Here is a 23,172-nt window from a genome sequence, read left to right as displayed (position 1 = left end):
CACCATTGTTAATACTTATCGAACAATTCGGCGCTGTGGTATCAGCGGTAGAGGTTGATGACGGTGGCGGTAATTTCCACGTGCCGGCAAATGAACTTATATAAACGTAGCTATTGTCTGGCCTTACTGTTATGTTGGCAATACCAAACATTGTACCGAAAGTGTTATATGTTATGTTAGTCCATGTTTCGCCGCCGTCTATAGAACGAAAAAGGCCATTTGCCATGCCCTTCCAGTTTGCCCTTGTGCCTGCATAAACAACATTTGCATTATTAGGGTCTGTTGCTATCGTGCTCGTATTTATTTCCCCAAACTGGTCTAATTCGATTCCGTGCGCATCGTTTTTCAATACCACCGTTCCACCATTGGCAGAAGTGTCGTTTATTATATAAATCCCCTTTCCCGCTACTGCCGCATAAATCCGATCTTGATTTACAGGATCTACGGCAATTTGCGTTACAGAATACCCAGACGGAATATTTAATGAAGGATATGGCGTCGTCCATTTAGCACCCGCATCGGTAGATTTATAGATAGTACTTCCGCTATATGAATAAATTATGTTTCCATCCCCCTTAAATACACTAGCAACTATCTTGCGAAGGTTAGTAAAGGTATTTTTGTTTTGAATGTTGGTAAATTTGTATTTTCCTGCATATACAATATTATTGTCCTGCGGATGAAAAGAAATGAGTTTAAAAGTATCAGTTGTGCTTTCAATTTTGGTCCAATTTGTTCCTGAGTTCCTTGATATAGCTATCACCTGTGAATTAGTACTATAGTCATTTGTAGCGCCAACTGCTTCAATAATAATATTCTCATACATTGCTGCCGCCGCAGTTGCGTATCGACCATTATGACTAACAGTGGCTTTTAATGCGAAAGTATCTTCGTTATCCTCCGTAAGCGTACTCCCCCAATCGCCCTGGGAGAAAACCGCTCGATTATAATTAGTGGAATCCCACCCAATCGCGCTGGAACTTTCCTGATTACCCACGGCTGATCCCGTATAGCCTGTATTAGAATATTTCCATGTAACGCCGCCGTCAGTAGTTTTCTTAACCTGATTACCCCATCCAATCGTCAATGCGATATTTTGATTTGTTGGATGAAAACTGATAGGTGAGTGAGCATTATCAACGCCAGACTGATTTTGTGTATAGCCAAACACAGAACCCGCAATCCACCCATCTTCATTTGATTCATCCATATTAGTTGTCTTTGTCCAGTTTGCTCCTCCATCGCTAGTGTGATACACATAACTACCAAACAAATTCCTAAAAGTAATTATTAGTTTGCTAGAATTGACCGGACTCATTGCTATATATCTGACCTGTCCACCAGCGCCAAGGGGGGTTGACAATCCATTATTCCTTGTGCTAAAAGTAGATCCGCCATCGATAGAGCGATATACGCCATTTGAATTAGCAGCAACATACATTGTACTTGGCGAACCGGGGTCAATCTGTAGCTGATATACTGCGCCCGAAGGCAGTCCTGTTCCTATCTTGGTAACAGTCGCAGAGCTACCACTATCCACAATCTTATACAATCCTTTAGAAGCAGATACATATAAAATGGTATTATCCTTAGGATGAGCTGCTATATTATTAAGATCCAAGGTATCAAGAATCTTCTCGCCGCCAGATGTAGTTAGGAAATTCCACGTAGTTCCACCATTCGTTGATTTTAAAATACCGGTTTTACTTGGCGCTGCATATATATTGCTTCCGGCAAAAGCGATATGAACACCATCTGAACGGGCAATCCTGTTGAAATTTGCACTTTTTACTAATGTCCAGTTGTTCCCACCATCTGCGGTTCTAAATATACCCTGTACAACATCAGGGAGCGGTGTCCAACCACCTGCATTTTCATTCATACCTGATACATAAGCAATATCTGCATTTGTTGGGTCAAAAACTACAGAAGTACCTCCGGTTGCCCCAAATCCATTAGACTTTCTCTGCCAACTTGTACCCCCATCGATACTTTTCCAAACCTGACTTGTGTCGGCAACAAAATATGCAATATTTGGATTGGATGGAGCATAGGCAATCCCAAATATCATCTGCTGCCCTTCACCCCCTGAAAGTCCGGCAGTTTTCTGAGCGGCAGTTCTTTTTGCTACCTGCTGCCACGTCAGCGTACTGTCAGATTGTTTGGAGGTTATGGCCTTCGTCCTCTTTTTTGACGATACACTGTTACGTGGTCCACCAGCAGAATAGTACTCTACCCACGTCGTATGCGTCGGTCCACTGCCATTTACTGTTTCATCCGAAGTCTCCGAACCCGATGTCGCATCTGACTCTGACTCTGTCTCTGCCTCTGCCTCCGCTGCTAACGGTTCACCTTCTGCTGATACGGTAAAGATGTAACCTTTCCCTATGTTATCTTTACTCTTTAGCCTTATCTCGTTACCAACAATGCTGACATCGGCGCCTCCATCCACTGACTCAATAAAATAACCGTCAGTGCGCTGCACCGAGGTTGCCGTCTCACCAGCATTAAGCGTTATAGCCCCGGACAACGTTAAAAATACCGCAAATAATTTCCCTGTCTTTGGATGATATGAATACATGACATCACTATCCGCATAACTCTTTGTACTCTGATAAACGCTGCCATCCCATGACCGTTCACTCAGAGGCACATTATTAAGATTATCCCAGTTGGGTATGCACCTTATGAGTTTGAGTCTGGAATCAACCTTGGTAATACTCCCAAAGTCCGGCATATCCACTGTGTCGCCAAACCGCCCAAACCAATTACACCAGGCGCCGTTAATGCTCGCCTTGGCTGCAAAAAGACGATTCCTGTATTCATCTGCTTCGCTTGTCTGGGAGTTGCCAACCTTGTCTTTTGTAATATCTACCCCGGCATTAAAATTGTTGGCATCATCTACATAATTTGTATTTTGCGGGCTTTTTTGGCTTAGCATATCCGGCGTTAGCTCATCCTTGTCTGCCCGGACTTTTATCTGATATATCCATTCATCATTGTCCGCCTCACTATAGAGCAACGTCGGTTGAACGATCCATTTCGGATTCGTGAATTCCTGAGAAATCCTTGTCCTTAATTTCTTGTAAAATGCCGCCATTCCCTCTGAATACGTTGCATACTCATGGGTAATAGCGTCATGCACCAAACCCAGATCCGCCCCTGTCCAATAAGACAAACCTACAGATATGTTATTCCCCGTTTCGTCTAATCTGTAAAATTCACCTGCAAGCTTCGGCTCATCAATTATATATCCGCCAAAGGTGAACGACAATCCTGTGTTTTCATAACTCTTTGCCAGGCTTATAATATTTTCAACTACCTCATCAATAACCGCCTGTTGCTGAAAATCCCACATTACGTAAAATTGCTCTGAAGAACCAGCAGGATGATACCCTGTCGCCAGATTGTAAGGAAACGGCTCATGGCTTTTCCATACCATACGCTGATTGTAAAATTCCTTTGCTTCCTCTGAAAGAGACTTTGTAATGTCTATCGTCCTGCTATATCCGGATAAAATCTGTGGATACCAATGTGGGTTGATCAGATAATACTTAAGGCCTGTGCAATTGGGATCATTATGATAGTCTTTAACTTCTGAGGATGGATTTATAACAATAGAATCATACCCCATCTGCCTTGCATAGTTAATGTCCTCAGATGGTTTATCATTCCAGAGTATGCCATAAATATTTTGATATGCTTTTTCTTCCGCAAAATTCTTTTCAGCAAAAAGAACAATATGGGCAATTATTAAAATGCTTACTACGATGCTAATCTTTGACTTCACAAATATTTCTCCTAATAAGAGATTAATTAAAAAAACAGAGGCGTACCCCATTGTCAATACAATATTTTGATAAAAACAAGATATTAAATCAGGCCTTCGGCAACTATTAACTGAATAAACAAAACGAGGAGACGCATGCAATGCGTCTCTACAAAAACTTTGAAATTCCTAAAAAATAGGGGCAACATACCTTACGAATGAGAAAATGGGTAATCCATATAACCGAGGGAGGACTCACATCCTGTGACCATGCCCCTAACCGCAAGATATAAGGGAAAACCGAAGTCCAGGCCGTATGAGATGGTGATATGTGTTTTTTTCAAACAGGTATCTTCATAGTAGTCAGCATTATTCGTATTAGCTTTGAACTTATTTCGGGGTAAAAGGGGGAGTATAACCGTATAGGAATGTATGAAAGGTACAGATTAAATACGTCCACAAGCTAAGATATTATTCAAATAACATTGAATAGGATACAGTAGTTATATATCCCTTAAACTTGTGAAAAACGATTGTTAAGTCTGAATCCACAATAAATCAAAGGTAGCATCGGGAGACGCTCTTGCATGCCCTATACCCATTTCTTTGCGTATAGAGCAAACTATACGCGGAGCTTTGGAAGTAGATGAAATTTCCGTCCGTAGAGGACATCCCTATATGACCAATATCAGTGCTCCGGATAAAGGAAGTCCCTATGAGGATATCGGCGGTAAAGATCCTGGCGGAATGCCCGGATTTATTTTACTATTCTTTCTGATAGCCAGAAGAAGAACATCTAAATTGCTGTCACAGACATGTGGAAACCATTTAGGAAGTTAACATTTAAGCATATTCCTCATGTTCAAATTATCTACGACGCGTTTCACCTCCTTCGCCATCCGCATGATGCTATGTACAAAGTCCGTAACCAAAAATTTCGCCCGCCGGGTAAATGAGAAAGAACGGATGTTTACAAAATGCCTGAAGTATTCACTTCTTTCACACAAAGCCAATTTCGGTCTCAATGGTAAAAGTGCATTAAGGCTTCTCTTTATGTATCTTACAAGGCTTACCTCTTGGAAGAGTCTTTGGCAAGCTCTGGGATGATAGAACTATATAATAATGCCAAACGGTTCTTTGCTAATTTAAAATTGCACCATTCAGACAATTTGTAAAAATGATTAAACGCGATTGATGGCACGGACAAACAGCGTTTGCCTATACCATCCTGAAAATCCAATCAATTGTTTACTGCTTATTATTCCTCGCAGGTGCAATCATCTTTCTTTTTTCCGCATTTTTCGCAGATATCCTCATTGGAAACAGCAGCACTAACATATGAGGCACTCCTTGTTTTATAACTACCCATCAACTTTTTTAACAATCTTCAGGGAACACTTCAGAAACAAATTTTTTTCACGGCGCAACACCTACGCAATGCGTTTGCCATTGAAAATTAAAACAATAAAATTTTTTCATACCAGCAGTAATAAATTTATAACCTTCAAAGATAAAAGTAGTTATAACTGATAAAATTAACAACGGAATGAGAAGCAGTGATGAAAACAAATCCGGGCAATTTACGAATAGTGTATGCAAATCAATACACCGTATAGTTGATATTTCATTAACTATTAATAATCAAAGTTGTTATGCTTGTTTCCTACTGTATGCAAATACATACAGCAGATTATCTGATTAAATTCAGTATTGCATAGCGCAGTGAAACCGCAACCAAAAAGAGTTTAACCACGAAGAACAAGTGGCACAAATGGCACGAAAAAAAACTTACAAAAAAAGAGGTTTTTTGAGGAAAAGACAACGACGGGTGACGAAAGATTGCGGCAGTCGGCAGTCGGCAGTCGGCAGTCGGCAAATTGCAAATTGATGATAGAGCGACGTGTGTTTAGTTATAATGAGAAGAGGGCATAGCCATTTTACTGATTTACTGACTTTAATAATTGCAAATGCACAATTCATTAATTCGTTGGATAATTTTAAATTTTAAAATTGCAAATATGATTTCATTTTGTATAATCTGACAATCCACCTTGTTCAGGTACTTACCATGATATTGTATTCTACTATAATTTTGATCAAAAACCACAATCTTGCCCTGTTGCAGGTGGAATTACCACTGCCTTGCGATTCAAATTCCATAAGATTAGCAGGATAATCTACCATGATATATTTGTACTTACCTGAGTAAAGCAGATATTCCTATTGTATAATTAATGCAAATAATCAGACAAATAGAGGGATTGGTTTGTTTGTACTATATACAAGCCCTGATGTCTTTTTAGGTTTAGATATCACCGTTTTGCTCTCTAGGATAACAACTGTAACAAAGCCATTGCGGTTGGTTTAAGGATACTAAATAAATGCTTTGGATAGGACAAAAAATTACGCACCTATATGGAAAATTACAGTGAATAACCTGACAAGACATTTAAAAACTATATTAATCGCATGCCTTTGGGCAGTTATTTTCATCACTTCCCCTTCAAGCACTTATGCCTTCGGTAATGATAGATTAGATCTCACCATTACCCGATTCCTTGATGCCCTTTCTTATAAATACAAAGGATTCGATATAAAGATTACAGAGGTTTCAGTTGGCGAAACATTTGATGATAACATCACCTTTACCAACAAGAATGAAAAAGAAGACTTCATCACTAATGCCCGACTAGGGCTAGGGGTAAATTACGAAGGCAAAACCAGGACATTTGAACTAACCGGCGACATCGCCTATCAGGCATTTGCCAAAAATGATACTTTCAACAATATCACCCAGCACATAAATTTAAATTTCAAAAATGAGTTTTCAAAACGTGACCGCATAAACCTAAAAAACGTCTTTACACACATCGAAGCGCCCTCCTCGGATGAAGAAGATTTTACCTCGCAGCAATTTGGCAGGTCAAGGGGGCGATTTGAATTTTTTCAAAACAAGTTTGACATAAATTACTCAAACGATATTGCCAAACAAATTTCTCTCTTTGTAAAATACGCTAACGAGATAAACATATTTTCAGGGTCAAACAGGTCAAATTCTTTTCTCAATAAACCAGGCATAGGCCTAAGTTATTTGTTTAGTCCCACCGAAACTATTTTTTTGTTTTCATACGACTTCATCAGTGCACAATTTGAAGATGAACAAGATGCCACAATAAATACAATTGGCCCGGGCATAAGACAGTATATAACAAAGAAACTTTTTTTTGATGGGAAAACGGGGGTAGATTTTATCGATTCTTTTGACGGTGAAAACCTCACCAAACCCTTTGTTCAGACATCACTGACATATATCGTAGACGAAAGGACCCGTGCAAGACTTTCGTTTGACAAGAAATATACAACAAGCCCTTACTTTGCAGACATCTTTAATAACTGGCGTACTTCTGTTTCTGTAACCAGACAAATGTTAGAAAGACTTGGTTGTTCCTTATCAATTTTTTATGGTGAGGGTGAATATGTTTCCTCGTCCTTTGAACAAAGACTGTTGGGGGTAAATTCCTCTTTAAACTACGATATTAGCAGGAATTTAAAGGGACGTTTGACATACACTTATTCACAATTAGATTCTAATTTTGAAACTGCCGAATATTCAAAAAATACCATATTCCTGGGATTAACCGCAGGGTTTTGAGATGATAACTTTGCAATTCACCACCGAAAAGGCCGGGATAAAACTATCTCGTCTCTATCCAACACTTGAGAGTTGACGAAACATTATTGAGAATTGTCCACGAAGTTTATAGCTTTCCATACAGCATCTCCTGCTTTACTTTTCCCTTCTTTGAGTTGAACCTTTACAACATTTTGATATCCGCCAGGAAAGCGAACCCTCACATCAACAAATATTATTTCCCCGGATTTCACAACTTTTCTTACTTGGAATATAGCATCACGGTAGAAATTTCTAAGAAAATTTGGATATTCCTTGTTTTGTTCTAATAAGACTTTATTTTTTTCATACATATCGTCAGAAATATACTCTTTTATTGCATCAACATCGCCATTTTTGAATGCCCGAAAAAGAGGAACAAATGTATCACTCTTAACATTTTTATATAACAAATCGCTCCTTGAAATCTCTTGGGCATTTAGTATATTGCATGAAACATAAACGAAAAAAACAAACCATGCTAAAAAAACCACTCTCATCATTTTCCTCCTTTATTGAGTTAATGCCTGGAACCACAGATTGGACATAGACCGGTACCCAATTCCATTTGGGTGGAGTGTATCCGCATATTCGTCTTCATAACGACGACGTTCTGTTGACGCATCTAAATAGTTAAAATAACTGTAGAAATCAGGAGGAATTATGAGAATATTGTTACTGAAATTACTTTTTAATTCATCTACAACCTGATTATACTCTTTAATCAGTATATTTCTTGGCGCCTGGTCAGGGTCTTGATAAGTTCCGGAACTATCTCCTAAAGCGATTGGGGCTTTTGCTAAACAGGCTTTCTGACCTGCAGCATTTATTGCATCTAAAATTTTTTGCATATTATTTTTAAAAGTCCCGGGATATCCAGGATCGCCAGGATTCAAACCCAGCCCGCTTGGGATTGGCAATCCAAACGGATTCGCATCATTTGTTCCATACTGAACCAAACACCAACTGGCGTTGGGATGTCTTAGAAGCATTCTATTAATAGAAGAAGATCCATCAGATGATGTGGCCCCCCCAACCCCTTCATTAAAAACAGTGTGCGGAGTCCCTTTCTCTGCTGTAAGTAAATCATTTAATACTGGCGTGTAACCACCCCCTTCATTTCGTCCGTCTTGTGAAGTATTATCAGAAACGTCATCGTCCCCAACTCCTTTTGTAATACTATCTCCCATTCCCCAATAATAATCACCAATACCAATCTGCACTCTTTTGTCGTGTGCATACTCTCCGGAAATTTTATTACCCTCAGCATCCACGACAAAAGCATCCATTACATATTCACCCTGAGAAAGGTTTGTAAATACAACTTCATAAGGCGCTGTGTAATCGCTGATACTTTGCTCATAAGCAGTTCCGCTATCGAGCACAAAGAGAATTCCCTGCTTTTGCTGTAAATTGTTAGTTTCTGCCTGAACAGAGAGATCAGAATTTTCCTGTAAATAATAATTATCGGGTGTTGTAATCCTCACAAGCGGCGTCGTATCAGGCGTTGTAGTGTTATAAAATCTTAAGGACAACACCTCCCCGGCGCTCAGCGCCCGGTTGTAAACCCTAACCTCGTCTATCTTACCGTCCATATGGCCATAATTAGAAGTTAATGCCCCTATAGCCATATACGATGCTGCTGTGTATGGCACTATGGTATTTCCCGCAGGGTGTGTTTGTGTATTAACGAGTTGCCCATCTACATATAATTTCTGTTCACCCGTAGTTTTGTTGTAAGTGCCGGTAACGTGGTACCACTTGCCGGTTGAAGTGCTCAAATCCTTGGTAGCGTGCTTTTGCGTTTTCGTGCCTTCGGATGTTTTACTGGTTACAATAAATCGTATGGTGTTTCTCGAAGCGCTATACTGATTAAAATATAATCCATATCCCTGTAAGTTAACCCAACTCCAACCGCCAAAAATAACATCTTCCCCTGCCGTATCTACTGAATATCTGTAAAACCACGCAGAAACCGAAATCTCGTCATAATTTAAAGGCGGAATCGATACATAAGTACTTTCGCCGTTAAAACTCAGCGCCCTTCCGAATTTCCCTGTTGTAGTCCATGTGGATCCGGTAAAGCCAGTAATTGTGCCGTTTTTATTATGACCCGAAGAATCCGTTGCAATCGCTCCCGTCCCTTCATCAAATGCATAGTGGACCTGCTGACCACCTGGATCTTCACTCAAGCCCGTGGTAAAGTTCCATGTGTAATTGGCAGTCATCCCATTGCCAGACGCATCCGTTACCCCTGTGGTAATCGTAGCCGTGTAGGTGGTGGAAGAGGACAGGTTGCCAGACGGGGTAAAAGTAGCAGTCGTACCGCTGTACGATACCCACCCACCTATATTACTGATCCCATCACTCACCAGAAAGGTGGCCGTTGTTATGCTGCTTGCGTCCATCGCCTCGCTGAATGTGCAGGTGATGGTACTGTTTACCGCCACCTCAGTAGCATTACTTACAGGACTCGTTGCACTCACCGTCGGCAGTGTCGTGTCGGGCGTTGTAGCATTATTAAATAAGGACAACACCTCCTGGGCGCTCAAGGCTCGATTATAGATACGGATGTCGTCTATAATTCCACGAAAAAAGCCAAAATCGGTATACCTGGTTCCTATGGCCATATAATTCCGATCCGTTAATGGCACTATCACATTCCCCGATGGATGTGTTTGTGTATCCACCAACTGCCCGTCCACATATAACTTCTGTTCTCCCGTAGTCTTGTTGTAGGTACCAACAACATGATACCAACTCCCATTCGAATCGGTAAAATCCTTTGTTGCATCTTTTACTGTCCTTGTTCCGCTTGTATTACTTGTGGCCGCGACAAACCTAAGTATATTTGGCGTACCCGAACTAAAATACAAGTCAAATCCTTCCCGCAATTGCACATTAGCATTATATCTAAAACCACCAAATATAACGTTAGTGCCAGATGTATTTTTATTGAACCATGCAGATACCGAAATCTCGTCATAATTCATGCGAGGAATTGTTACATAATCATTCCCGTCAAAATTCAATGCCCCTGCGATTTTCCCTGTTGTCCATGTAGCTCCGGTAATTGTCCCATTTCTGTTATTACCTGACGAATCCGTTGCAGTCGATCCCGTCCCTTCATCAAATGTATAGTATGCCTGCTGACCGCCAATACCCCCAGTAGCTGCCGTAGTAAAGTTCCACGTATAGTCCGTAAGCATTGCATTACCAGACGCATCCGTTACCCCTGTGGTAATCGTAGCCGTATACGTGGTGGAATAGACAAGAGGACTTGGACTTGACGGGGTAAACGTGGCCGTCGTACCGCTGTACGATACCGCCCCACCTATATTACTGCTCCCATCACTCACCAGAAAAGTGGTCGTTGTTATGCTGCTTGCGTCCATAGCCTCGCTGAATGTGCAGGTGATGGCACTATTTACCGCTACCTCCGTAGCATTACTTACCGGACTCGTCGCACTCACCGTCGGCGGTGTCGTGTCGGGCGTTGTAGCATTGTTAAATAAGGACAACACCTCCTGACCACTCAACGCCCGGTTGTATATCTGGACGTCGTCTATAATTCCACGAAAAAAGCCAAAATCGGTATACCTGGTTCCTATGGCCATATAATTCCGATCCGTTAATGGCACTATCACATTCCCCGATGGATGTGTTTGTGTATCCACCAACTGCCCGTCCACATATAACTTCTGTTCTCCCGTAGTCTTGTTGTAGGTACCAACAACATGATACCAACTCCCATTCGAATCGGTAAAATCCTTTGTTGCATCTTTTACTGTCCTTGTTCCGCTTGTATTACTTGTGGCCGCGACAAACCTAAGTATATTTGGCGTACCCGAACTAAAATACAAGTCAAATCCTTCCCGCAATTGCACATTAGCATTATATCTAAAACCACCAAATATAACGTTAGTGCCAGATGTATTTTTATTGAACCATGCAGATACCGAAATCTCGTCATAATTCATGCGAGGAATTGTTACATAATCATTCCCGTCAAAATTCAATGCCCCTGCGATTTTCCCTGTTGTCCATGTAGCTCCGGTAATTGTCCCATTTCTGTTATTACCTGACGAATCCGTTGCAGTCGATCCCGTCCCTTCATCAAATGTATAGTATGCCTGCTGACCGCCAATACCCCCAGTAGCTGCCGTAGTAAAGTTCCACGTATAGTCCGTAAGCATTGCATTACCAGACGCATCCGTTACCCCTGTGGTAATCGTAGCCGTATACGTGGTGGAATAGACAAGAGGACTTGGACTTGACGGGGTAAACGTGGCCGTCGTACCGCTGTACGATACCGCCCCACCTATATTACTGCTCCCATCACTCACCAGAAAAGTGGTCGTTGTTATGCTGCTTGCGTCCATAGCCTCGCTGAATGTGCAGGTGATGGCACTATTTACCGCTACCTCCGTAGCATTACTTACCGGACTCGTCGCACTCACCGTCGGCGGTGTCGTGTCGGGCGTTGTAGCATTGTTAAATAAGGACAACACCTCCTGGCCACTCAACGCCCGGTTGTATATCTGGACGTCGTCTATAATTCCACGAAAAAAGCCAAAATCGGTATACCTGGTTCCTATGGCCATGTAATTCCGATCCGTTAATGGCACTATCACATTCCACGATGGATGTGTTTGTGTATCCACCAACTGCCCGTCCACATATAACTTCTGTTCTCCCGTAGTCTTGTTGTAGGTACCAACAACATGATACCAACTCCCATTCGAATCGGTAAAATCCTTTGTTGCCTCTTTTACGGTCCTTGCCCAGCTTGTATTCCTTGTGGTCGCGACAAACCGAAGTCTATTGGGCGTACCAGAATTAAAATACAAGTCAAATCCTTCCCGCAATTGCACATCAGCATTATATCTAAAACCACCAAATATAATGTTGGTGCCAGATGTATTTTTATTGAACCATGCAGATACCGAAATCTCGTCATAATTCATGCTAGGAATTGTTACATAATCATTCCCGTCAAAATTCAATGCGTCACCGATTTTCCCTGTGGTCCATGTAGCTCCGGTAATTGTCCCATTTCTGTTATTCCCTGACGAATCCGTTGCAGTCGATCCCGTCCCTTCATCAAATGTATAATATGCCTGCTGACCGCCAATACTCCCGGTAGCTGCCGTAGTAAAGTTCCACGTATAGTCCGTAAGCATTGCATTACCAGACGCATCCGTTACCCCTGTGGTAATCGTCGCTGTGTAGAATGTATCGTAGGACAGATTGGCTGTCGGCGTAAACGTGGCCGTATTACTCGTTCCATTGTAGGATACTGTCCCCGTTACTCCGCCCACGGTAAATGTGGCCGTGGTGATCGTAGCAGGGTCCATCGCTTCGGTAAACGTCGCTGTTATCACGCTATCTACCGATACCCCAGTCGCATTACTTACGGGACTCGTTGCGCTCACCGTCGGCGGCGTAGAGTCCTGTGCATAAGTCGATTGCAAAAAAGGCACAAAAATCAAAAAAAATAAAAGGGTTTTATAAAAGAATGATTGTGCAAAAAATGTTTTGCTTCGCTTCGTCATATTATCATTCCGATTTGTTATAAGAACAGTCATTTAGTATTATTACCTCACAAAACTTCTTTTTAATCTCTCAAGCAAAATCTGCGTGAAGATTATCGAAAATCATCGTATAGAAGGAGATACTATGTGTTGTATTTACTTAAGTTAAGGAAATATACACTTAGATTTATTTGACTATAACTTTTTGAAGGAACAGCGCAAATCTGTGTCCAAATGCATTTTTTAGGAATTATCTTATGTCAAAAAGAAAGATATGATCTTTTTTCTTTTGTCAATTATTTTCACTTATTATAATTTTACTTTCTTTATATGATTATATCTATACCCGAAAATGGATACGCCCATAAGAATACCCCCTAAAGGATATACCGTACTGCTTCTGCTACAATAAATACGAAGGAGCAGCTTCAAATGTTCGTAAATTTATGATTAATGCCTATGCACTTTACTCAGATATTAATATCGTAACTAATTAAAAATAAATATAATCAAACAATCGCATCACTTTAGTTTTTTGAAAAATCCAAGGGAACATTTAAAAACCATGTAGCCCCTGTGTTTTGCTTCAGACGGAAATGGAATTTCTCTTATTGAAATAAGCTATACTTAAATTATTTCAAAGGAGGGAAAAATGAAAGAAGTAAGTGTGAGAAAAAGGTATCTACCGGAGAAACGAGTGGAGATAATGAAGCAACATTTACTCGAAAAGAAAACACTCTCGGATGTGTGTGAAGCCCAGGTTATTCATCCAACCATGTACTATCGTTGGCAGAAACAGATCCTGAAAGGCATAAGATAGGTTAAAGTCAAAGTATCCAAATACCACAAAGGTACGTTTAAGACATCTGTATTGCGTCAATCTGAGGTCAGATACGAGGGAGAACATGGGTAGGATGTTTTTAGTGCCACATATTAAGTTTATAAAGCCACAGGTTATTGGGGAGGAGTCTTACCCACTAGAGGGTGTGAAAGGCAAATGTTTTACTGGTCAAGTATCTGAAGTGAGTAAGTACCTGAATCTTGCGTATAATCCAGGAAGTCAATTTGTTACAAGATTAATGTACTAGCTACTCTTATTATGACGCGCCTTCATGGCATCAAACAATTTTGGCGCGTGAGTACGCAACAGCCGTCCCGCCGTGCGCCGCATACGTGCTGCGGTAAGAGGGAGTGAATACACCGGATTCCACCACTTGTGGAAGCGGTAAACAGAATGCTGCAGTGCGGTCCTATACATGAGGGATTCGTTCTCTCGCATGATAACGTCGCCTGTGCGCTTTTCCGGCAGCAGAACGCCGAGAGCAAGGCCACACCACATCTGCCGGTAACGATTACCCTCTTCCTGCATGACAAACCTGCCGACTACGAAATCCAGTTCTACCATGTGCACATGGGGATTGCTTGACCAAATGGCCGTCTTTATTCCCCTGCGGCAACCTGGGTTGAAACTGTCGTGCATGACGATATAAAGAGGCCTCTGAGGCATGTAACGCAGCACATTGTCCAGGTCGCACCTAACCCCTTCCTCGGAATGGTTGGCATCGATAAGCACGAAACCCAAGGGTTCTCCCGAGTTTTGGATCCGGTCGATAAGTTTTGGCAGAGTGTTCTGTGATGGCCCGGTGATAAATTCGACGTTGGGGAAACGGCTTGCATATGTGGCAGCACAAAATGGGTCGATGTCCAGTGCGTAGACCTTCTGGCACTGGGCCGCAAGAATAGCAAGGCTGCCTGCCCTGTAAACGCCGACCTCGATCGCAACTTGCGGTTTCAGCGTTGAGAGCATCGAGTGCACCGTGGCGCGTTCGGCATCGGTCATCATCCACTCATCGTGAACACCGCTCAATCGCTGAACAATCTCCGTGTTAGTTGACGGTAAGCGTATTGCACGGTCTAGAAACTGGAAAGCCATTTTTGTCTCCTAATATCGGGTTTGGTCAAATGCCAACTTCCCTGTGTTCAGATAATAAATAATCTCATTACAACAATTGATGTAAATTATAACAAAACATAGCAGCTTGCAAACTTTTTTAATTTATCAGCTAACTTGAAGCAAAACAGTAAGACGGAAATCACTTCCAAATTGTGCAATGATACCCCGAAGGGCAAACTTATCCCCTTCTAGTGGTAAACCCAAAGCCACCTGCTCTGCGGGTGGATTCTTTACTTGTTTGAGGTATTGCATCACTATGAAATTATTATGGTTAATTGGATAGATTCACCAGTCATTATGATCTTTCACATACCAATTCCGTTTCTGTGCACGACCGTACATTAACAACTCAGGGATAGTGACAAAACGAAACTGGCTGCCCACCTTCGCAAGAAACATATCGAGCGCTTCAAGCATCGGCGCCCTATCTTCCGCTCCCTCTTCTATAATATCCCCCCATAAGGCGTCATGGAGGAGGATAATACTCCCTGGCTTAAGGTGACTCGTAAGGCTATTCGCCATCCATTGAGCATCGTGCTTTTCCCAATCGCGTACCTGCACATTCCAGGTGATAACCTTGTAACGAAGTAAAAGTGCATCCAGCCGGGACGCTATAGTCTGATGGCCTTTCGGGGGTCTGAACATTTTTTCTCCATAAGGAGAAATTGCATTTTGGCACATGCGAAACTGATTTCGCCGTTCCTTTCCGGAAATTGAAGGAAATGAAGGGTGATTCCAGGAGTGATTACCTATTGCATGCCCTGCCCGTGCAACTTTTTGAACCAGTTCCGGGCAACGTTCCGCATTTTTACCAATCATAAAAAATGTTGCATGCGCATTATACTTTTCCAATACGTCGAGAAGTCGGGGTGTAAAAATAGGATCAGGCCCATCATCGAAAGTTATGGCAACAACTGGTTTCTGTGTTGAAACATGTGTTATTGTTCCCATCACATGCACTGGAATGGACTTAAAGAGCCTATAGATTTTCTTTATCAATCTGAACATGGTTCCCACAGTGAATTCTTAGTCATTCAAAGCACAAAAACTCTATACTTAATGCTACCTTTCAATCGCCCTATATACCATCCAAACTGCCATGCCCAGTAAGCAAGATCCCCTTTGTCACGGATTCTGGGAATGCTTTTCATAAAGTGCATAATAAATGCCTTCCATGAAAACACACCTTGTTTCCATGAGAGTTTTGGCATACCCAACGGAAGATATTTTTTATAAATTTTCACGTTGTACTCACCGTAGCCACGGGCTTGTCGGTAAATACCTTTAATAGTATCTCTTAAACGGACATGCATTGCAGCATCTGGGACAAAATGAAGTTCTAGACCCTTAAGCTGAGCCTTCCAGCAGAAATCAGTATCATGGAGCAAGGGAAAGGATTCTTCAAAACATCCTATTGCGTCGTAAAGCCAACGTTTAAAACCAATGGTCCCCCCACCCGCATGTGGTAGATAGGGAGGATAGTCATATTTTTGAATCCCATCTTGCTGAGGACTCTTGCGGTTCTTTCTTACCCACGGTGCGTTCAGTTTGTCTATATCAATACGACAGGCAACAAAATCATATTTCGATAGGGCCTCACCCATAGCAATCAACCACCCAGGGGCTACTTCATCGTCAGCGTCGCATAATGCCAAGGATTCACCAGTTGCAGCCTGTATACCAACATTAAGTGCATAAGGTTGTCCTCGCCTTGCGGATGCATCAACAATGCGTAGGTAAGGTAGTCTATTTTGATATTGTTTCACAATTTCCATTGAATTGTCAGTTGAGCCATTGTCTGAAACAACAACCTCCCATTGTTCAGACCACTGCTGATTTGCAAGTGCCTCAAGTTGATCAGCAATTGTTGCAGAGGCATTATAACAGGGAATTATTACGCTTAGCTTCATATCAATTGAACAAATATTCCTCTCTTAAATAAGTTTTTTAAACACTTCGCCGCATGCTTTAGCAAAAAACAAATAACCATCCAATCATCTGAGACTCCCAAAACGCTTAATCTTGTGTATGATATTTTTTTTAATCCTTGCACACTGCGTTGAGAAATACAAAAGTAATGGCAACGTAAAGCGCTGATAGCTATGTTCAATCCACCACGAATCCTCAGCATATCCAAGTTCACACAACAGGCCTCCAGCCGTGCAGTGAAATACGAGTCTCTGTGTCGGATCCAGTACATTCTGCCAATCTCCAACCTGCCCTTTCCGGTAAAAATTTTTGGCCCGATAAAATTTGCTTGCTTCCATCTGTTTTTGTTTCATCTTCTCAAATTGGTGCTCCTCCAAGATCGAAGCAAGCTCTTTTGAATCGACCGGTAAGCCAACAAAATTGAATATTGACCCAAGAGTCTTTACTCCATTATTCAAAAGATCTTCGTACCTTACTTCCAGATACCGATTACCGTATTGCCGGGCCTTTTGCGCTCCCAAAACCCATTTTTCCCACATTGAGGCAGCCGATTCAACGTATTTGGGCGCCCACCCCTTTGCCCATCCTTGTGAGGCAGCCATCGTTGATACGGCAACATCGCGTCCGTCCCTGATCACATGGATATATTTCGCATTAGGCACTAAACTCTCGATGTGTTCTATATGAAGGGCATAACTTGGGGTCTTATCTAAAAGAATAGTAGCCTCGGGCTTTGTCGCCAGAACCCGGCTATAAACCCTCTCCAGGAATTCCCGAAGAAACCCATATAAATCGCCCTCAGTCCAAACAATTGGCAATCCAACAAAATTGCCATCAGTCTTCTGAAGGTTAATTTGTTGTTTCCAAGCATTTACCCAGGGAGATGTGTAGAAGTCGAAAAGCTGAAGCTCACTCAAGGTACAGACTGAAGGATGTGCTCCCAACATTTGTTGTAGCCACGTTGTACCACTTCTTGGAGAACCTATTATGAATACGAATTGTTTATCTTCTAAAATCATTTTTTTTAACACTCCCAACGTACAATAGTTAACTACAAAAAGACGTCTTTTCAACCGAAGGGAAAAATATTAAGATTCCTCGCTTTGCCCGGAATGGCAAGTCTTTAATGTAGATTTATTTATGCCGTTTAATATTGGTGTAACCCTGTCTGTTTGTTTCCTCTCTTGTTGCCATGTATAATCAACCAAGACTCCCGGCAGATGAGACGCCGGGAGGTATCCAGAACCATAGTAATCACTAGCCTCCACGTCAAAAGAACCTGCATCCGTAACCCAATCAAGCACATTATTATTTTTTTCAGCAAATAGAGCATAAGTGTAATGCCCGGCCTTGAGTGGGAATCTGGGTAAAGAGCAATCCGTATACCCTTCCCCGGGATGAATGTCAAGTTTTACTCCCACGGCCTTGCTTCTACAGCCGAATAGCTGGGCGCCTGTCATAGTAGCAATCGCAATGCCAATCCCTACATCTTTTATGGTTTTACTGGATTTGCACAAATAGTCAATCCTTATGATTACTGGTTGACCAGAAACCAAAACATTCCACGGAGTCATGTTTTGTGGATTGAGAAATTGTACACTGGCAAAGCGAAAACTACCTCCACCCACGCGATCCTGCCGCAAATCGAGTTGTTGTTTGTGCAATTGCTCTCCAATGGCACAATATTTCATTACCGCTTGATCTTGTGGTCCTTCAAAGGCGACACTGCCTTCGTTCAGAAGGATAGCTTTCGTACAGAGCGACTGAATCGCCATCATGTTATGACTTACAAAGAATACCGTCCTTCCCTCCCCTGCCACGTGTTGCATCTTGTCCAGACATTTCTTCTGAAACTCTGCATCACCCACTGCCAATACCTCATCCACTAGCAATATCTCCGGCTCCAGATGTGCTGCCACTGCAAAGGCAAGTCTCAGATACATGCCACTGGAATAATGCTTTACTGGTGTATCAATAAATTTCTCTACCTCAGAAAAGGCCACGATTTCATCAAAATTTCGATCAATCTCGGCTCGCTTCATGCCCAGTATTGCGCCATTCAGATAAATATTTTCTCTACCGGTCAATTCTTGATGGAAACCGGTACCTACCTCTAACAATGACCCAACGCGACCGTGAATCTCTGCAAAACCCTTAGATGGTTCAGTAATTCGTGAAAGGATCTTTAAAAGCGTACTTTTGCCTGAACCGTTTCGTCCAATTATACCTACAGCTTCACCTCGTTTGACCTCAAAGGATATATCCTTAAGCGCCCATATCGTTTCATCCAATTCGGCAGCGCCTGCGGCCTGTCCCCGCAATAGTTTACCAGCTCTGCGTATGGGAGAAACAAAGGCATCTGTCAATGTCTCTCGTAAGGTTTTATGCTTCCCTTGCCGCCTGCCTATATGAAATTTTTTACTGAGTCCTTCTACTCGTATTGCAATGTCACTCATTAAGTTTACTCACAATAAAATATTAAATTCCAATATCGAAATCCTGATTTAATAACCCTTTTTGCAAAATTTAATGCCCTCTCCTCTAAATCATATCGTTTTGAATTTTTGATTTATGTCATTTGATGTTGTTTAGTATTTAGGATTTTATTCACTTTTCATAACAAGCACTATACACTGAGCCTTCGGCGCTACACCACATCTGCAAAGTTCTTTTCCATACGCCGGAAATAGAGAGCGCCGCTGAGAAGAAGCAGGCATGCCACAAACGAAGAAACTATAATACTTGGTCCAAAAGCCAGAGGCGTTCCCAACAATGCCCAACGAAAACCCTCCACTACCCCCACCATGGGATTAATACTATATATGGTTCGCCACGGTTCTGATAACAGGCTACCGGGATAGACAATGGGCGTTGAAAACATCCAGAGTTGCGTAAGAAAAGGCATAATGTAACGCACATCGCGAAATTCTACATTGAGGGCAGAAAACCAGAGAGACGCACCAAGAGAAGTAACAAGCGCAAGCAGTAAAAAAAGGGGTAACCAGAATACGTTTATTGTCGGTGTAAAACCAAAATAGAACATTAACCCGATCAGCATAATAAACGATAACATAAAATCCACCACGCCGGACAAAACAGTCGCAATGGGTATTGCCAGTCGGGGGAAATAGACCTTCTTAATGAGGTTGGCGCTCCCTACCAGACTGTTTGACGCCTGATTCAGCCCGTTAGCAAAGAATGTCCATGGCACCAGCGCAGCAAAACTGAAGATGGGATAGGGGACGCCATCAGACGGCATCCTGGCTAAACGCCCAAAAAAGAGACTAAATACTACCATAGTGAAAAACGGTTGGATAAGTGCCCAGGCTACCCCTAATACCGTTTGTTTGTAACGCACCTTAACATCTCGCCATACGAGAAAGTACAGGAGTTCCCGATACGCCCACAGTTCTTTGAGCTTAAGGGAAACCCAACCCTTTGAAGGTTCAATCCGAATCACTAATGGATTAGATGGTACAGTTGAAACACCCAGATTTTGATTACTATTTTGTTTCATAATAGTGCTATCTTCCTCATTGGTAGTTTTAGATGAGATTAAAACTAACTTTTCAATGTTGCCTTCAACAACAACAGCTTTCCGTGCTTCAAATGTAAAGTTTCTTAATCGGGACCAAAAATTGAAAAACAAACAGAATTTCGTTGTTAATAAAGCACGCCTACTTTTATTCATATTTTAGAAAAGGCCTTATATGGATATCTGTAACTTCTGCGCTTCGAGGTAATGTAAGTGCATTTATGACCACTTCGCCTACATCTTCTGGCTGCATAAATCTTTCAGGGTTATATGGTTTACCTTCCATCTTACAGATAGATGCCTGCATGGGAGTGGCAGTTCTCCCGGGATAAATACTCAGAATCGGGATTCTTCATTAAGAAGTCTCTGGTACAATTCTAGCAATTGGTCGTTCAATTTATTAACATCGTAATTCTCTGCCACATATTTTCTTCCCGCTTTTCCCATCTCAGCCCATATTTCCTGATGCCCGATGAGATACATCAGTCTCTCTGCTAAACTATCAACATCTCGCTCAGGAACGAGAAAACCAGAGATTCCATCGTGAACCAGTTCAGGTATTCCACTGTGGTAGGTACTAAGTACCGGTATACCTTGTGCTAACGCCTCCATTAATACAACAGGAATTCCCTCCTGATCCCCATCCTGACTAGTTACACTGGGCGCTAATAATATATCCGTAGTTTTCATTAATTCCATAATTTCTTCCTGTGTCTTCCACCCTAGTAATTTAATATTATTACTTACGTCTAACTCATCTATTAATCTTGTCATATCACCTCTTAAGGTACCGTCCCCAACTATCTTGTATTCTATATCGGGATGATTCTTAAGCACTTTTGCCACTGCGTTAATGCCATATTGTACACCTTTTTTTTCAACGAGACGTGCAACAGTTAACAATTGTACTTTCCCATTGTCTCTTGGCTTTCGTGGATAAAAAAGAAATTTTCTCGTATCTATACCCATTCTATGGACAAAAATCTTTTTTTCATCACAGCCTAATTTAATCAATTCATTTTTCCATCTTTCGCTTATAGGCAAGAACATATCACCTTTTTCAAAAAGATAGTTATATACATCATTACCTTCTTTTTTTATATACAATGACATATCATAACCATGGAAAGTTGTAACAAGCCTGCCTTTTATGGTTCCAATATCTTTCAGTAAAGCACCTATATTACCAATTTGCCCAAAATGACAATGAATAATGTCATAATGACCTTTATCCGAAAATTGAACAGTTTTATAAAGTATATTCAATAATGATGACTTTCCTCTAATTTTTAAAATATTTAGTGTTTTTAGTAAAGCTATGGGGTTCTTGTGAAAATTTGAAATTACTAAAAAAAAATATTTACCAAGGCGTGAAAACTTATTTATAGGTATAGTTTGATAATAGGTACACTTTAAGAGATTATATTTTATTACATCTTCGTGCATTACAGGATAATTCCCCAGTTTTTCTGGAAAAATATCAACTTTATGACCACGATCGATTAGACCGGTAATTTGATTTAAGATAAAGGCTTCAGATAAAACCGGAAATTCACCAACAATAAATGCAATTTTCATATTACTATTTACATATCTTTATCAATGATTTTAATAAGCAACCAAACTTTTTTATGTTTGTAATATCTGTTGACCCACAAAGTCAAACTTAGTAAAGGCCAAAGCGCCAGGCATAGTTATGAGTAAAACTGGAAACTCTCCAATAATAAACGCAATTTCCATCTTAGCTTTCTCTATCAAACTAAGAAAATCATTGATTTATCTTCGCAAATTTTTCGATAGCATATTGATATACTTCCAAATCAGGTCTGCATATTTCTCTAATTTTCTCTTCTATTTCTTCAGTTATTATGGAATTACGTAGTGATTCCGGCGCGGGACTTTGATTTTTCTTTTCGATGTTTAATTTGACTGCAAACCGTTTTTTAAATTGATTTAGGAAATTTTCTTCATATTCTATAAATCCGACAATATCAAATTTATCTATATTATTCTTCGCTCGATTAATGGCATTTTTAGAAGTATAGTCCCCCTCATTATCAAGTCCACCCAAAAATTTCACATATTCATACCCTTGTGCCTGGCCAAATTTTGATTCCAAGTAGACAGTAATGTCATCTTCCATTTTACAGTGATCCTGTTTTTTATATCTATTGAAGAAATAAAGAGAAATCCATCTCTTTATAGGATTTCGCAGAACAGTAACAAAAACATATTTATTAGAAAAGTTACGATAAGCTATTTCACTAAAGCTAAAGTGGCCATAAATATATTTTTTATTATTTTGACTCATGTAATACAAAAGCAGATTTTCACGAAATTTTAATATTGGATAATCATCACTTGTATCATAAGGAAATTCTTTTTGGTTAACAAAATTTATTGCTTTTGCAGATGCGACAGGATCAAGAGAAGCTACTAAATTATAGTCATTTCTAATATTTAAGGTATAATAACAACAACCAATTGCCCTACTGATTGATACACCACCACATTTAGGTACATGCAAGAAAAATATATTTCCCTTTACTCCTCCACAAATTAAATTGAACGCTCTTTTAAAAACAGATCTAAAAATATGCATTTTTACCTGCCCCCAGGAAAATTTCTGTAAGATGTTCAAAAAAAACTTTCACCGTTTAGAGACTACTTTTGTAATACGAAGGTCTATTTCTTTGCGCCTGAAGCGGAGGCCTGCCGATAAAAACATCTTTAACAGGTTGCCACAACTCATGAAATGATGGTGCATTTTGTTCTTTATCT

Annotated in this window: 14 protein-coding genes; 3 read left to right on the top strand and 11 right to left on the bottom strand. The window is 40.9% G+C overall.

The window, feature by feature from the left end; translation table 11 throughout:
* A partial coding sequence (locus tag ABJL82_RS13545) for a hypothetical protein (protein WP_347275231.1) occupies positions 1 to 3,790 on the bottom strand: 3,790 nt, incomplete at its 3' end.
* Between the two features lie 615 nt (positions 3,791 to 4,405).
* Here ABJL82_RS13545 and ABJL82_RS13540 point away from each other — a divergent pair.
* Positions 4,406 to 4,609, top strand: coding sequence for a hypothetical protein (locus ABJL82_RS13540; protein ID WP_347275230.1), 204 nt, complete (start codon positions 4,406 to 4,408; stop codon positions 4,607 to 4,609).
* Between the two features lie 1,588 nt (positions 4,610 to 6,197).
* Positions 6,198 to 7,421, top strand: coding sequence for an outer membrane beta-barrel protein (locus ABJL82_RS13535; protein ID WP_347275229.1), 1,224 nt, complete (start codon positions 6,198 to 6,200; stop codon positions 7,419 to 7,421).
* 83 nt (positions 7,422 to 7,504) lie between these two features.
* Here ABJL82_RS13535 and ABJL82_RS13530 read toward each other — a convergent pair whose 3' ends face one another.
* Together ABJL82_RS13530 and ABJL82_RS13525 are read right to left on the bottom strand one after the other, a co-directional pair.
* Positions 7,505 to 7,942 carry a hypothetical protein gene (locus ABJL82_RS13530; RefSeq protein WP_347275228.1) on the bottom strand — a complete coding sequence of 146 codons (438 nt, stop codon included), beginning with the start codon at positions 7,940 to 7,942 and terminating at the stop codon, positions 7,505 to 7,507.
* 9 nt (positions 7,943 to 7,951) lie between these two features.
* Positions 7,952 to 13,027, bottom strand: a complete 5,076-nt coding sequence (locus ABJL82_RS13525) for an Ig-like domain-containing protein (RefSeq protein WP_347275227.1) — start codon at positions 13,025 to 13,027, stop codon at positions 7,952 to 7,954.
* A gap of 598 nt (positions 13,028 to 13,625) precedes the next feature.
* On the opposite strand from ABJL82_RS13525, the gene ABJL82_RS13520 reads away from it, so the two are divergent.
* On the top strand, positions 13,626 to 13,793 hold the full coding sequence (locus ABJL82_RS13520) for a transposase (RefSeq protein ID WP_347275226.1): 168 nt from the start codon (positions 13,626 to 13,628) through the stop codon (positions 13,791 to 13,793).
* 264 nt (positions 13,794 to 14,057) lie between these two features.
* Here ABJL82_RS13520 and ABJL82_RS13515 read toward each other — a convergent pair whose 3' ends face one another.
* From ABJL82_RS13515 to ABJL82_RS13480, 8 genes are all read right to left on the bottom strand, one after another.
* Entirely contained in the window at positions 14,058 to 14,906 is an 849-nt protein-coding gene (locus ABJL82_RS13515) for a class I SAM-dependent methyltransferase (RefSeq protein WP_347275225.1), read from the bottom strand.
* 306 nt (positions 14,907 to 15,212) lie between these two features.
* Positions 15,213 to 15,878, bottom strand: a complete 666-nt coding sequence (locus ABJL82_RS13510) for a polysaccharide deacetylase family protein (RefSeq protein WP_347275224.1) — start codon at positions 15,876 to 15,878, stop codon at positions 15,213 to 15,215.
* An 83-nt stretch (positions 15,879 to 15,961) separates the two neighbouring features.
* On the bottom strand, positions 15,962 to 16,837 hold the full coding sequence (locus tag ABJL82_RS13505; protein WP_347275223.1) for a glycosyltransferase: 876 nt from the start codon (positions 16,835 to 16,837) through the stop codon (positions 15,962 to 15,964).
* An 84-nt stretch (positions 16,838 to 16,921) separates the two neighbouring features.
* Positions 16,922 to 17,875 carry a sulfotransferase gene (locus ABJL82_RS13500; RefSeq protein ID WP_347275222.1) on the bottom strand — a complete coding sequence of 318 codons (954 nt, stop codon included), beginning with the start codon at positions 17,873 to 17,875 and terminating at the stop codon, positions 16,922 to 16,924.
* 69 nt (positions 17,876 to 17,944) lie between these two features.
* Positions 17,945 to 19,312, bottom strand: a complete 1,368-nt coding sequence (locus ABJL82_RS13495) for an ABC transporter ATP-binding protein (RefSeq protein ID WP_347275221.1) — start codon at positions 19,310 to 19,312, stop codon at positions 17,945 to 17,947.
* Positions 19,313 to 19,503: 191 nt separating this feature from the next.
* The gene (locus tag ABJL82_RS13490; RefSeq protein ID WP_347275220.1) at positions 19,504 to 20,373 is read right to left on the bottom strand and encodes an ABC transporter permease; all 870 of its coding nucleotides are present in this window, start codon (positions 20,371 to 20,373) and stop codon (positions 19,504 to 19,506) included.
* Positions 20,374 to 20,727: 354 nt separating this feature from the next.
* The gene (locus ABJL82_RS13485) at positions 20,728 to 21,969 is read right to left on the bottom strand and encodes a glycosyltransferase (RefSeq protein WP_347275219.1); all 1,242 of its coding nucleotides are present in this window, start codon (positions 21,967 to 21,969) and stop codon (positions 20,728 to 20,730) included.
* A 190-nt stretch (positions 21,970 to 22,159) separates the two neighbouring features.
* Entirely contained in the window at positions 22,160 to 22,993 is an 834-nt protein-coding gene (locus tag ABJL82_RS13480; RefSeq protein WP_347275218.1) for a hypothetical protein, read from the bottom strand.
* Positions 22,994 to 23,172 lie beyond the last annotated feature (179 nt).

This window comes from Candidatus Kuenenia sp., from assembly GCF_039794105.1.
In the GTDB taxonomy this organism is placed as follows: domain Bacteria; phylum Planctomycetota; class Brocadiia; order Brocadiales; family Brocadiaceae; genus Kuenenia.
Note: the sequence above shows the minus strand (reverse complement) of the source record. Positions and strands in the feature narration are given on the sequence as shown.